Origin of the sequence: Rhodoferax sp. WC2427 (assembly GCF_040822085.1) — a bacterium.
Lineage (GTDB): Bacteria > Pseudomonadota > Gammaproteobacteria > Burkholderiales > Burkholderiaceae_C > Rhodoferax_B.
This window is the reverse complement of record NZ_CP162006.1, coordinates 1752737-1765622: the sequence shown is the minus strand read 5'-3', so window position 1 is coordinate 1765622 and position 12886 is coordinate 1752737. Positions and strand designations below refer to the sequence as shown.

10 protein-coding genes and 1 tRNA gene are annotated in these 12886 nt (G+C 63.6%); 5 read left to right on the top strand and 6 right to left on the bottom strand.

Going from position 1 to position 12886, the window contains the following annotated elements:
• The first annotated feature begins 12 nt into the window (after positions 1–12).
• Positions 13–903 carry a DMT family transporter gene (locus AB3G31_RS08355; protein ID WP_367849729.1) on the top strand — a complete coding sequence of 297 codons (891 nt, stop codon included), beginning with the start codon at positions 13–15 and terminating at the stop codon, positions 901–903.
• On the opposite strand, the gene AB3G31_RS08350 is transcribed toward AB3G31_RS08355, so the two are convergent.
• From AB3G31_RS08350 to AB3G31_RS08330, 5 genes are all read right to left on the bottom strand, one after another.
• Positions 900–2492, bottom strand: coding sequence for an alkaline phosphatase (locus AB3G31_RS08350; RefSeq protein WP_367849728.1), 1593 nt, complete (start codon positions 2490–2492; stop codon positions 900–902). The genes AB3G31_RS08355 and AB3G31_RS08350 overlap by 4 nt on opposite strands.
• A gap of 197 nt (positions 2493–2689) precedes the next feature.
• Positions 2690–3916, bottom strand: a complete 1227-nt coding sequence (gene clsB, locus AB3G31_RS08345) for a cardiolipin synthase ClsB (RefSeq protein WP_367849727.1) — start codon at positions 3914–3916, stop codon at positions 2690–2692.
• A 5-nt stretch (positions 3917–3921) separates the two neighbouring features.
• Positions 3922–4650 carry an endonuclease/exonuclease/phosphatase family protein gene (locus AB3G31_RS08340; RefSeq protein ID WP_367849726.1) on the bottom strand — a complete coding sequence of 243 codons (729 nt, stop codon included), beginning with the start codon at positions 4648–4650 and terminating at the stop codon, positions 3922–3924.
• Positions 4647–5093 (bottom strand): dihydroneopterin triphosphate diphosphatase, encoded by a 447-nt coding sequence (gene nudB / locus AB3G31_RS08335; RefSeq protein ID WP_367849725.1) that lies wholly within the window; start codon positions 5091–5093, stop codon positions 4647–4649. The genes AB3G31_RS08340 and nudB overlap by 4 nt, the downstream gene beginning before the upstream one ends.
• Positions 5090–5989 (bottom strand): PfkB family carbohydrate kinase, encoded by a 900-nt coding sequence (locus AB3G31_RS08330; protein ID WP_367849724.1) that lies wholly within the window; start codon positions 5987–5989, stop codon positions 5090–5092. The genes nudB and AB3G31_RS08330 overlap by 4 nt, the downstream gene beginning before the upstream one ends.
• A gap of 353 nt (positions 5990–6342) precedes the next feature.
• Here AB3G31_RS08330 and AB3G31_RS08325 point away from each other — a divergent pair.
• Positions 6343–6418 (top strand) — tRNA-Lys (locus AB3G31_RS08325).
• 31 nt (positions 6419–6449) lie between these two features.
• On the opposite strand, the gene AB3G31_RS08320 is transcribed toward AB3G31_RS08325, so the two are convergent.
• Entirely contained in the window at positions 6450–6914 is a 465-nt protein-coding gene (locus AB3G31_RS08320; RefSeq protein ID WP_367849723.1) for a hypothetical protein, read from the bottom strand.
• Positions 6915–7223: 309 nt separating this feature from the next.
• Here AB3G31_RS08320 and AB3G31_RS08315 point away from each other — a divergent pair, with 309 nt between their 5' ends.
• The 3 genes from AB3G31_RS08315 (at position 7224) to AB3G31_RS08305 (ending at position 12812) form a co-directional block, all read left to right on the top strand.
• Complete coding sequence (locus AB3G31_RS08315) at positions 7224–9368, top strand: peptidase domain-containing ABC transporter (protein WP_367849722.1); 2145 nt, start codon at positions 7224–7226, stop codon at positions 9366–9368.
• On the top strand, positions 9365–10738 hold the full coding sequence (locus AB3G31_RS08310) for an HlyD family type I secretion periplasmic adaptor subunit (protein WP_367849721.1): 1374 nt from the start codon (positions 9365–9367) through the stop codon (positions 10736–10738). Before AB3G31_RS08315 ends, AB3G31_RS08310 begins: the two co-directional genes overlap by 4 nt.
• A 163-nt stretch (positions 10739–10901) precedes the next feature.
• Complete coding sequence (locus AB3G31_RS08305) at positions 10902–12812, top strand: tetratricopeptide repeat protein (RefSeq protein ID WP_367849720.1); 1911 nt, start codon at positions 10902–10904, stop codon at positions 12810–12812.
• Positions 12813–12886: the final 74 nt, after the last annotated feature.

The following is a 12886-nucleotide window of genomic DNA, read 5'->3' as shown; positions in this document are numbered from 1 at the left end:
CACCATGGCGGCATGCACAACAAAACCCTACTCGGCAGCCTGATGGTGCTGGCCGCCGCCGTGCTCTGGGGCACCACCGGCACCGCGCAAAGCCTGGCACCCCCCCATTTATCGGCCTACTGGATCGGCGCGCTGCGGCTGGTGGTGGCCTCGGGGTTCTTTGCGGTCTACGGGCTTCTGTCCGTGCCGCGCAGCCGCTGGGCGGGCGATCTGCGGGCGCTGCCTTGGGGCCGGGTGCTGCTGGCGGGCCTGTGCGTGGCGGGCTACAACCTGGCGTTTTTTGCCGGGGTCCGGGCCAATGGCGTGGCGATCGGCACGGCGGTGGCGCTGGGCAGCGGGCCGGTCTGGGCGGGCGTGCTGCAATGGCTGTGGACCCGGCACATCCCGCGCCCGGCCTGGTGGCTGGGCACGCTGCTGGCGGTGGCCGGGGGCACGCTGATGGTGCTGGGCGGCGGGGCCGACCATGCGGTGAGCCTGCACGGCACGCTGCTGTGCCTGGCTGCCGGTTTGAGCTACGCGGCCTACGCGGTGCTGAACCAGGGGCTGGTGCGCGCCGCCCCCCCCGCCACGGTGACGCTGTGCGTGTTTGGCGCGGCGGCGCTGGTGGCGGTGCCGGTGGCGCTGGCGGTGTCCGGGCCGTTCAGCGCCACGGCCACCGACGTGCTGGTGGTGGGCTATCTGGGCGTGGTGGCCACCGGGATGGCGTATTTGCTGTTCAGCTTCGCGCTGCGCTGGGTGTCCAGCGCCACCGCGGTGACGCTGGCCCTGGGCGAGCCGCTGGTGGCCTTTGGCCTGGCGGTGGCCGTGCTGCACGAGCAGACCACGCCGGGCGCATGGATCGGCCTGGGCGGTGTGCTGGCCGGACTGGCAGTCGTCATGGCTGCCGAGGTACGGCAACGTTAGGCTGGCTGCGGCTCCAGCACCTTGGCGTACAGCGAGGCCCCGGTCAGGTCTTTCAAAGTGACCGTCATGGCGCGGGTTTTGGCGTCGATGTCCACCTGGCCAAAGAACTGGAAGCCGCCGCTGGGGGCGGTGTTCTGCTCTGGCGGGGCCTTCTGGTAGGCCACCTGCATGCCAAAGGTACCGTCCACCTTGCAGGGGCCGAAGCTGCCTGCGTTCAGCGGACCCGAGACGAATTCCCAGAACGGCGCGAAGTCGCTGAACTGGGCCTTGTTGGGGTCGAAGTAGTGGGCGGCGGTGTAGTGCACGTCGGCGGTGAGCCACACCACGTTCTGGATGCCGGCGCGCTTGATCTCGCGCAGCAGGCGGGCGATTTCGATCTCGCGGCCCAGGGGCTGGCCGTCGTCACCGTTGGCAATGGCTTCCCATTTGTCGCGGCCTTCGGCGTCCTTGCCGTCGGGTACATGCAGGCTGATGGGCATGTCGGCGGCAATCACTTTCCACACGGCTTTGGATTGTTTCAGGCCGTCCAGCAGCCAGTCCACCTGCGGGCGGCCCATGAAGGCGCTGTCGGCGGTCTCGGCGGTTTGCAGGTTGGCGCTGTTGGGGCCGCGGTAGCTGCGCATGTCGACCACAAACATGTCCAGCAGCGGGCCCTGGGGCAGGTAGCGGTAGACGCGCTGGCTCTCCACATCGGCGGTGCGGCGCAGGGGCGCGTATTCGTGGAACGCCTGGGCACCGTAGGCGGTGAGCAGGGGGATGTTTTTCTGGGTATAGCGGGCGTCGCCGCGCAGGTCTTTGGCGTCCGACCAGTTGTTGGTGACTTCGTGGTCGTCCCATTGCCAGATTTGCGGCACGTCGGCGGCCATGCGGCGGATGTTGGCATCCAGCAGGTTGTAGCGGTGGCGGCCCCGGTAGTCGTTCAGGGTCTCAGCCACCTTGCTGACCTCTTCGGTGACGATGTTGTTCCACAGCGTGCCGTCGGGCAGTTTGACCTGGGCGCTGATGGGGCCGTCGGCGTAGATGGTGTCGCCGCTGTGCAAAAAGAAGTCGGGGTTGACCTTGCGCATCTGCTCGTAGATCGACATGCCGCCCCAGGCCTCGTTGATGCCAAAGCCCTGGCCCGCGGTGTCGCCGCTCCAGGTGAAACGCACGTCGCGCACCGCTTTACTGCCCGCTGCGGCAGGCAGGCGCAGGTGGCCGCGCACCGGCTCGGACAGCACGCGCTCGTTGTGCAGGTCTTGCAGCACCACGCGGTAAAAGATCTCTTGCCCGGCGGGCAGGCCGGCCAGGTCCAGGCGGCCGGTGAAGTCGCTGCCCTCCATCAGGTAGGGGCCGCGCACCCGGGTGGGGTTGGCCAGGCTGGCGGTGGTCGACCAATCGACCCACATGCGGGCCGGGCGGTCACTGCGGGTCCAGACCATGGCGGCATCCGCCCGGGGGTCACCACTTTGCACGCCCTGCGCCATTTGCGGGCGCATGTTGTCGCGGGTGATGGTGGCGGGGGCGGACTGGGCAAAGCTGCTCAGCGGGGCCACCACGGTGGCGCCCGTGAGGGCGGTGGTGGCGTTCAGAAATGTGCGGCGGTCCATGGCAGGTCTTTAGGTAGTGGATCAAAGAAGGGCTGGGCCACATTCTGGAAACCCAACATGTCATCGGTATGACGCAGGGCCTGCATTTACCAATGAAATTGGCCTCTTGCGCTGATGGCAAGAGCACGAGCAGCTACAAAAAAAGTAGCACTCGATTCCCCTGTGATCGCGCTGCCAGGGGGCAACCCCGGCAGCCCTCAGTACCGCTTGCCCGTCACCAGCAGGGCCAGGCGCATCACCAGCATGGCCAGGTATTCCAGGGCGCGCTGGCGCAGCGGGCGGCTGGCGTAGGTGGCGGGGTCCATCATCTGGCCTCCTTCTGCCATGGCCTGCAGCAGGCGTTCGCGCAGTGCGGCGGTAAAGGCCGTATCTTCCACCACCACATTGGCTTCGCGGGCCAGCAGCAGGCTCAGCGGGTCGAGGTTGCTTGAGCCCACGGTGGCCCAGTGGCCGTCCACCACCGCCACCTTGGCATGCAGAAAGCTGGGCGCGTATTCGTGGATCTCCACGCCCGCGCCCAGCAGCACGCCGTACACCGGCCGCGCGGCGTAGAACTGCATGAAGTATTCGTACTTGCCCTGCAGCAGCAACTGCACCCGCACGCCACGCTCGGCTGCGGCCACCAGGGCCTGGCGCAGGCGAAAGCCGGGCACGAAGTAGGCATTGGCAATGATGATCTCGTGCCGGGCCCCGGCGATGGCCCGCAGGTAGGCATGCTCGATCCGGGTCCGGCTGCGCAAATTGTCACGTAAAACCAGTGCGGCGCTGGTGGATGGGGCATCACCAGCGATGGTTTCCGGAGCAGGACCGCTGCGCGGTCTGGCCGACAACAGCACTTGCACCGCCTCTTGCAGCTTGTGCTGGCGCAGGTCTCGCACGGCCTGCAGCCGCCGCCACAGCACCTGCATGGTGGTGTCGATATGGGCCACGATGGGGCCGGTGATGCGCACTGCAAAGTCAAAGCGCGGCGCGTCCAGGGCACCGAAGTTGGGGTCGTGGAAGTCGTCCAGGATGTTGATGCCCCCGCAGAAGGCCACCGCGCCATCCCACCCACTATCGACCACACACAGCTTGCGGTGCAGCCGCCGCCAGCGCGTGGGCAGCAGCAGGGCCCATAGGCTCACTGGCGAGTACACCCGCCATTGCACGCCGGCGGCGGCAAAGCGATTGCGCCATTCCTCGGGCAGCGTGCCGGTGCCCAGGCCGTCCACCACCACGCAGGTCTGCACGCCGCGCCGGGCGGCACGCAGCAGCGCTTCGGCCACGTCGGCACCGGCGCCGGTGCAGTCAAAAATATAGGTTTCCAGCCGCACCGCATGCTGGGCCGCGTCCATGGCCGACACCACGGCCGGGAAAAAGGCGCGGCTGCCTTCGAGCAGATCGATGCCATGGCCACTGCGCAGGCGTGGACGGGGGCGCGGCATGCGGCTCAAATGTCGAACTCTGCCAGCAGCGGCAGGTGGTCCGACATGCGCCACCAGATGCGCCCGCGTGGCACCTCGAGCCCCACCGGTTTCATGCCCCGGGCGTACACGTAGTCCAGCTGCGCCAGCGGCAGGCGCGAGGGGTAGGTGCGCACGCCGGGCTTGTCGAACGCGTACATGTGGATGCGGTTCAACGCATGGCGCATCTGGCTGCCCCAGTCGTTGAAGTCGCCTGCCACGATCAAGGGCGCATCGGGCGGCACGTCGCGGGCGATGTAGGCGGCAAGCTGCTGCACCTGGCGTGCCCGGCTGGCCGGAATCAGCCCCAGGTGCACCACGATCACATGGATGGGCACGCCGTGCGCCTCCACATGCACGTGCAGCAGGCCACGCTGCTCGAAGCGGTGGTCCGACATGTCCTCGTGCTTGTGCCACACCACCGGCCAGCGCGACAGCAAGGCGTTGCCATGCTCGCCGTGGCGGGTGACGGCATTGGTCTGGTACACCGCTTCAAAGCCCTCGGGCGCCAGGTAGTCGGCCTGCGGCAGATCGGGCCAGTGGGTAAAGTATTTTTGTTCGCTGCGGTTGAGCTTGCGCACCTCTTGCAGACAAATGATGTCGGCATCCAGCTGCTCCACGGCGTGGCCCAGGTTGTGGATCTCCAGCCGCCGGGTCGGCCCCAGGCCCTGCACGCCTTTGTGGATGTTGTAGGTGGCCACCCGAAGGATTGTCATGGGCAAAAGCGAGGAAGCATCAGAATGGCCTCGGCGTTAGAGGGTGAAAAACAGGCACGTGCAGCCGCATGGTACGGCAACCATTGGTAGGCCGTATGCTCGCGTGGGCTTAGCACCACCGGCGTGCCGTCGGGCACCTGCAGGCTGAACAAGTGCTCACGGTTGTGCCGCACGCCGGGTGCGTAGCGGTGCAGCCACTGGGGGTAGATGGTGTAGATATTGTCCAGGTGCCAGTCGCGCAACTGGCCGGGCAGGGACTGGATGCCGGTTTCTTCGGCCACCTCGCGCACGGCGGTGTCGCGCAAATCCTCGTCGGGCGTGTCCTTGCTGCCGGTGACGGACTGCCAAAAGTCTTCGGCATCGGCGCGGCGGATCAGCAGCACGTCCAGCGCGGCGGTGTGAATCACCACCAGCACCGACTCGGGGATTTTGAACTGGCTCAACTGTTTGCGGCCAGAAACTGGTCCAGCTCCTGGCGGTCAGGCCCGTTGCCCACGCCGCCGGTGCGCAGGCATTTCAGTGCCGCGGCAGCGGCGGCAAAGCGGATCGCGTCGCGGTCGCCCTGCCCTTGCGCCAAGGCCACGGCCAGTGCCGCGTGGAAGACATCGCCCGCACCATTGGTGTCCACCGCCTTCACCGCAAAGGCATCAATGCTGTGCAGTGGGCCACCGCGCCGCATCCAGCGCACGCCGCGCGGGCCCAGGGTGACCACCGCCACCTGGGTTCCGGCATCCAGCCCGGCTTGCAGTGCCGACACAATCGGCACGCCCGGAGCGAACGCCGCCAGGCCCGACTCGGAAAATACCGACCAGTCGGCCAGCGCGCTGAGGGTTTGCAAATCTTCCTGGGGCGACAGGTCGCCGTCGAGCACGCTCAGCACTCCCGCGGCGCGCGTCCAGTGCAGGGCCGCCAGGGCACCGGCCATCCAGCGCGGGTCGACCATCACCACGTCCGACCCCTGCAGGCCCGACACGTCCATGGGCAGCGCCTTGCGCAGCGCATCGCCCCGGCAGTTGAAGATCTGCCGCTCGCCGTGCGCATCGATCACCACCGCCGAGATCGACGAGGTCGCCCCCGGCACCCGCTGCAAGCCGGCACAGTCCACGCCCAGGCCCTGCACCCGCCGCGCCAGAAACTGCCCGGCCTCGTCATCGCCCACCGCCCCGAACAGCCCCACGCGCGCGCCCAACCGGGTCGCCGCAATGGCGGCATTGGCCGCCATGCCACCCGACACCATGCGGTACTGCTGGGCCGGGGTTTTAGTCGGCTGGTGCGGAAACGCCGCAATGTCAAAACAATGGTCCAGCGCCGCATGCCCGACCGTACTGATCCGCGGCACCCATCCCGGCGCATCCGCGCGACTGTGCACTCCCCAAATCTCACCCATAGCGCCCCTCTGTGGTCCACGACCCCGTGCGCCCACGCTGGGCCCACACTGTCAACGCATTGTGGCGCAAGCACCGCCCAGGCCCAAAGCGCCAGACTTTCCTTGGTTGAGAGAAATTTTAATGAAAATGGCCTCCAGCGCTTATTCCAAAAGCATAACAAGCTATAAAAATGAGAGTAGCAACCAAATTTCTATCCACTTATTCGCCAAAGCCAGATCGAGCCTCTTAAAACGCCGTGATTTAGTGCATAATAGCGGGCTTGCCACAGTGGATTTATCTACTGAACCGGCACCAGTTTAAAAGTGGGTTCTTAGCTCAGTTGGTAGAGCAGCGGACTCTTAATCCGTAGGTCGACAGTTCGAATCTGTCAGGACCCACCACTTTTAAGCCTTATGGGCACACAGAAGCCTGCTACTTAATTCGTAGCAGGCTTTTTTGTTTGTGGCAGCGTGGAGGCAACTTACCCAAATACAGCGCAAAGGTCCCGTCTGCACTCCACCGCTCTGTCGCAGCGGCCCGAAGGCCGACCTGAACGAAACCGCCCTCCCTTGACCTTTCGTATGTAATCGATCTGTCTAGCGGCACCACGCCAAGAGTGTCGGCACCTTTGACCAACTCGGCGAACAAGGTGAGAGCAACGTCCAGGCAGACCCACTTGCGGTCATCGCTCTCCAAGTCTGGCGGGTCGGCAGCCAGCAGAACAGCGAGTCGCCGGTTGAAATCGGTGACGGCAGTGCCTGGCAAAGGCGCGATGCCAAGGATTTCCTGGTCGCGTTCGGCCGATGCCTTGAATGCGGGTAGCGATAGCGTGCGGAAATACCCAGCCGCCCCGTTCGCACGCCGTTCGGTTTCCCAGTCACGGGTACGGGCCTGCATTGTTCGAGATACCGTGGTGGTCCACCTTTCGGTCTCGACGACCCGGTCTGCTCCACCATCGACTGGACTCGGGTCCGCCCTGTACATCTCCGCAGCGCCCATCTGGTGCAAGGTGCGGTCGCACGCTTAGACAATATTACGTATCTCGATGGATCTGCAAAGCATTCCTTGCAAACCGCGCTCGAAGCGCTGCACCTTAGGGCCCTTGGCGAAAATCGCCCGAGAAGTGACTCGGTAATCCGGTCTTCATCAACCGATCAGGCCGTCGCTCACATGATGAAATGCAGGCTATTCCATTTGGAATTGACCATGACAGATCGATTCCCGCATTCCACCATTCAATGTTTAGCCGCGATAGCCCAGCATCATGGCCTGCCGATCAATCCTGAGCGACTGATAGAGGACTATGCGTTGGCAGCTGTTGAGCCGCCGCCAGCGACGGTGCTGCGCATCGCGTCTGACATTGGCCTTAAGGCCAAGGCCGACAAACTTTCATGGGTCAACCTGCAGGCCCAAGGTGGGGTTTTTCCGCTGATCGCGCGGCTGGCCGACAACACCTCGGTCATCGTGGTCAGCGCACACATGAACGGCATCAGCCAGGTGGCCATCCTGAATCCGCTTGCCGACCGGCCCACCGACGTGCTGCAAATCGAACAAGAAAAGTTCTGTCTGATGTGGAAGGGCGATGTCTACTTACTGAAACGACAGAACAACCTGCCCGAACCAGACCGGAAATTTGGCTTTCGCTGGTTCATCCCCGAAATAATGAAGCAGAAGGCGGCACTTCGCGATATTGCCATCGCCGCGCTGGCTATGCACGTGCTGGCGCTGGCCTCACCGATTTTTTTCCAGTTGGTGATCGACAAGGTGCTGGTGCACCAGAGCATTTCCACTTTATGGGTACTGGGTGTCGGCATCGTGATGGCGCTGGTGCTCGACGCACTGTTCGGCTTCCTGCGGCAGATACTCACGCTGTCGGCCAGTAACAAGATTGACATGCGGTTGACCCGACGAACATTTGCACACCTGCTGTCATTGCCCATTGACTATTTCGAGACCACTACCGCCGGTGTCATCACCCGCCACATGCAGCAGGTTGAGAAGATCCGCGCCTTCCTGACAGGGCGCATGTTTTTCTCTGTGCTCGATGCGACCTCGCTGTTCCTGTTTCTGCCGATCCTGTTCGCTTACTCGGCCAAGCTGGCACTGATCACTCTGGCGTTCACCTGTCTGATCTGTGGTGTGGTGGCGGCCATGGTGCCGAGTTTCAACCGCCGACTGCGTGACCTGTACAACGCCGAAGGCGAGCGCCAGTCGATGATGGTCGAGACCATCCACGGCATGCGCACGGTTAAGGCCCTGGCCATCGAGCCAGCGCAGCGCCGCCTGTGGGACCAGCGCTCAGCCCAGTCCATCAACATGCACTTCAGGGTAGGCAAGATCGCGATCACAGGCGGTGCCATCACGGACCTTCTTGGCAAGCTGCTGCCGGTGGTCATCATCGTCGTCGGTGCGCAGGACGTGTTTGACCAGACCTTGACCGTGGGTGCGCTGATCGGATTCCAGATGCTTTCGGGGCGGGTGGTGGCGCCGCTGATTGCCATCGTCGGCTTGGTAAACGAGTACCAGGAAACGGCCCTTTCAGTGCGTATGCTCGGCGAGGTAATGAACCGGCCCTCCGAAGGCCGCGTCGGCGCGGGTGGTCTGCGGCCTGAGCTTGCCGGCGAGATATCGTTCGATGAGGTAACCTTCCGATATCCGGGCTCCAGCAATGCCGCGTTGGACCGCGCCAGCTTCACCATCAAGGCGGGCACCGTGGTAGGCATCGTCGGCCGTAGCGGCTCGGGCAAAACCACGCTGACCAAGCTGATCCAGGGTTTGTACGGCGTCCAGGAGGGCATCGTTCGCTTTGACCGCACCGATGCACGCGAGATCGAGCTGGCCCACCTACGCCGGCAGATCGGCGTGGTGCTGCAAGAGAACTTCTTATTTCGAGGAACGGTTCGAGAGAACATTTCGGCAGCCCGACCCGAGGCCAATTTCGAGGAGATCGTCGCGGCGGCCGAGGCTGCCGGCGCGGCCGAATTCATCGAACGCCTCCCGCAGGGCTACAACACCATGTTGGAGGAAAATGCATCCAACCTTTCAGGCGGGCAGAAGCAGCGCCTGTCGATCTCGCGTTCGCTGCTGACCAAGCCGCGCATCCTGGTGCTGGACGAGGCCGCCAGCGCGCTCGACCCCGAGAGCGAGGCCATCTTCATTCGCAACCTGTCGCGGATCGCCGTTGGCCGCACGGTGGTGATGATCTCGCATCGCCTTTCGACCCTGGTTAACGCCAATGCCATCCTGGTAATGCAGCAGGGTCGGCTGGTCGACAGCGGAACCCATTCCGAACTGCTCACGCGTTGCGAAACCTACCAACAATTATGGAATCAGCAAACAAGCCACCTATGAAGCCGACCAAGGGTTCTAAACGATGGCTGCCTTGGGGAAAGGGAGTCTCCCCGCCCGGCCGCACCATCGTCGAATACCTGCCAGATGCCGATGAGATCGAGCGCAGCCCGGTGCCGAAGTTCGCCCAGGTCACACTGCACGTGCTGGTTCTTGGATTCATCGCCTTCGTTGTTTGGGCCAGCGTGTCAAAGGTTGACCAAGTGGTCATCGCCCAGGGTCGATTAGTGAATCCTTTGCCCAACGTGGTAGTTCAGCCGCTGGAGACAGCGGTGGTGCAGAGCGTGGACGTGCGCATCGGCCAGATCGTAAAGCGGGGCGAGCGTCTGGCCTCGCTGGACGCAACCTTCGTCCAAGCCGACGAGTCGCAGTTGCGCCAGCGTCTAGCCAGCCTGGAGACCCAGATCGACGGCCTGGCACTAGAACTGGCCGGTGACAACAGCCAGCAAAAAGTCGCCACCGATGTGGATGGCCTCCTGCAGGCTAGCCTGCTCAACGAGCGCAAGGCCAACTACCGCGCGCAGCAATTGAAACTGACCGAAAACGTCGCCAAGCTGCGGGCTGCGCTGTCGACCAACCGGCGCGACCAACAGTTCGTGGATTCGCGACTGCGCTCATTGAAGGAAATAGAGGCCATGCAGGAAAAGATGGTGGCCCAGAAGTTCGGCGCACCGCTGCAGTTGCTGGAGGCGCAGCAGCGCACCAAGGAAGTCCAGCGGGACTTGGAGCAGGTAGTGAACCACGAACAGGAGCTACGGCGCGAACTAGCATCTTTCGAGGCCGAAAAAATGGCCTTCGAGAAGGGCTGGCGGCAGAAGACCATGGAGGATATGCTGCAGGTTTCGCGCGAGCGCGACTCGCTGAAGGAACAACTGCAAAAGGCCGATCGCCGGCAGAAACTGGTCACCTTGTCAGCGCCGGTGGACGCAGTGGTGTTGGAGATCGCCAAGCTATCGCCGGGCTCCATCGTCCGGGAGGCTGAGACTTTTTTTACTCTGGTGCCGCTCAACGTGGTGCTCGAGGCCGAGGTACAGATCGAGTCCGCCGATGTGGGTTACATCAAGGTCGGGGACCCGGTGCATGTGAAGCTCGACGCCTATCCGTTCCAGCGCCACGGCACGCTGTCGGCGCACGTACGCACCATCAGCGAGGATGCGTTCCGCCGGGATGCGGCCGTGAAATCGGGCGCCGACGCTTTTTATGTGAGCCGCATCAGGCTAGAGCCGACACCGCTGAAGAATATGAAGGAAAGCGCGCGACTCTTGCCCGGCATGACGATGGCCGCCGAGATCGTGGTCGGCGAGCGCTCGGTCATCTCCTATTTGGCCTGGCCGCTAACGAAGGGCATGAACGAAGCCATTCGCGAACCCTGAGGGCAATAGTATTTCTACTGTGCGGACCAATCTCGTATCTGCGGTCGTCACCGTACTGGGGTACAGCCCCGTTTCTCGATGGGATCTCGGCCCGCTCCCTACGAAATCTACTCGCCTCCACGCTTGAATACATCCTGAAGAACCCAACGCTAAGAACGCCGCAATGACCACATCGAGTAGCGCACGCGATAGGCGTAGCTTCAAAGAGACCCTCAAAGAGGCTCGCATCGGCATCATCGAGTCACAGTACGAGCTTGGTCTGATGTACGCCAACGGCGTGGGCGTGGAGCAGGACATCGAGCAGGCGCTGCAGTGGATCAGGAAGGCGGCCGAGCGTGGGCTAGCCACCGCCCAATACTTAATGGGAACACGCTACGCCGCCGGCTCCGCAGTTGAGAAAGACGATTTCCAGGCATTCCACTGGTTCCAGAAGGCAGCGGACCAGGGTCATTCGAAAGCTATCTGGCGGCTCGGCAGGTTGCATGCCGCGCATCACGACGTGCTGTCTACGCAATGTTTTGCCAAGGCCGCCGAGTTTGGCGTGGCGCAGGCACAACTAGCGTTAGGCGAAGCATTTGCTGCGGGCGTCGGCGTTCTGCAACAATATTCGCAGGCGCAGCACTGGTACCGCCAGGCGGCGGACCAGGGTCTGGCCGGTGCCGAGTATGCGCTGGGCGGACTGTACGCGGAAGGCCGAGGTATCGGGCGGGATCTGGACAAGGCGGCATTCTGGTACGGACGTGCCGCGGAACAGAATTTTCCGGCAGCCCATGTGGCGCTTACCATGCTGGAAGCCAACGATAACCGCTTGAAGAGTCGAGGCCGTGGCCGTAAGCCCGCAGGTGCCCCTGGCATCAATCACGGCCAGGAGCGCTGGCTGAATGTGGCCGACCCCTTTGAGGCCGACGGGCGCTACCACCTGGGATTGATCCACGAACTCGGCTTGGGCGTGCGATGCGATCCGGAACGGGCGCGAGAATGGTATGCGCTCGCCGCGGGCCAGGATCATGCGCCCTCCCAGGCTGCGCTGGCCAAACTGCTGGAACAGGCTGGTCAGCGAGACGAAGCTTTGCACTGGTACCGTAAAGCCGCCGAGCACGGTGACAGCGCCGCGCAGTTCGCATTGGGCCGGCTGTATTCGTCAGCCCAGCCGGGAGGCGCGGAGCACTCAGACTATTTCCTAGGCATGTCCTGGTACATGCGGGCAGCCGCGCAAAATGATGCCCGGGCGCTGCTTACGTTGGGCCATCTGTTCAGTAACGGGCTGGAGGTAATGTCGGTCGAATGCTTCCGGCGCGCCGCCGGCTTAGGCATGGCCGAAGGCCAGTACATGCTCGGCCAACAGTACGCCTTGGGCAAGGGTGTCGGGCGCGACCTCGTTGCGGCATTCGACTGGCACCGCCGCGCGGCTGACCAGGCCTATGCTCCGGCACAGTCGGCGCTGGGTGCGGCGTACCTGAGCGGTGTCGGATTGCCCAAAGACTTTCAGCAGGCACTGGTGTGGTTTTCGAAAGCCGCCCAACAAGGTGATGCCAAGGCCTTGTGGAATCTGGGTTCTATGTATGCCAGCGGCGGCGAGGGACTGAAGCAGGATCTGCGGCAGGCCTTCGTGTGGTGCCAAAAGGCGGCCGATCTCGACTTCGTCCCAGCCCAGGCAACACTGGGCGTGTTGTATGCCCGCTCCCAAAACCCGGAACGGGCGCTGGCCTGCTGGTTGCAGGCTGCGGAGCATGGCGACCCCGAGGCCCAGTACAACCTGGCGGTGGCCCATGCCACTGGCCAGGGCACAAAGCGCAGCCTTGAGACGGCGTTCGGCTGGCTTCTGAAGGCGGCTGCGCAGGGTATTCCGGCGGCGCAGGCCAGGCTTGGGCTGATGTACGCCACCGGTGAAGGTGTGGCAGCCGATGCCATTGAGGCACATACCTGGTTCGTGCTGGCAAGTCAGGCTGGTGACAACGCTGCGCTCGCCAACTGTGAGCGATCAACCGCGCGCCTCACGCCACCGCAGCTGCTAGAAGCAACGCGCCGGGCGACCGCATGGAAGCAGGTCCGCACCAGCTCAAACCTTTTGTAACTGAAGCGATCTCTACTGCTAAATATTTGTACACAAAATGGTTTTTTATTGCCTTCGGGCTATCACTTACAACG

Bases quoted from the DNA above. Each gene is read 5' to 3' on its own strand.
- AB3G31_RS08315 (WP_367849722.1), top strand. From the start codon at position 7,224: ATGACAGATCGATTCCCGCATTCCACCATTCAATGTTTAGCCGCGATA.
- AB3G31_RS08355 (WP_367849729.1), top strand. From the start codon at position 13: ATGCACAACAAAACCCTACTCGGCAGCCTGATGGTGCTGGCCGCCGCC.
- AB3G31_RS08340 (WP_367849726.1), bottom strand. From the start codon at position 4,650: ATGACAATCCTTCGGGTGGCCACCTACAACATCCACAAAGGCGTGCAG.
- clsB (WP_367849727.1), bottom strand. From the start codon at position 3,916: ATGCCGCGCCCCCGTCCACGCCTGCGCAGTGGCCATGGCATCGATCTG.
- AB3G31_RS08305 (WP_367849720.1), top strand. From the start codon at position 10,902: ATGACCACATCGAGTAGCGCACGCGATAGGCGTAGCTTCAAAGAGACC.
- AB3G31_RS08350 (WP_367849728.1), bottom strand. From the start codon at position 2,492: ATGGACCGCCGCACATTTCTGAACGCCACCACCGCCCTCACGGGCGCC.
- AB3G31_RS08310 (WP_367849721.1), top strand. From the start codon at position 9,365: ATGAAGCCGACCAAGGGTTCTAAACGATGGCTGCCTTGGGGAAAGGGA.
- AB3G31_RS08320 (WP_367849723.1), bottom strand. From the start codon at position 6,914: ATGCAGGCCCGTACCCGTGACTGGGAAACCGAACGGCGTGCGAACGGG.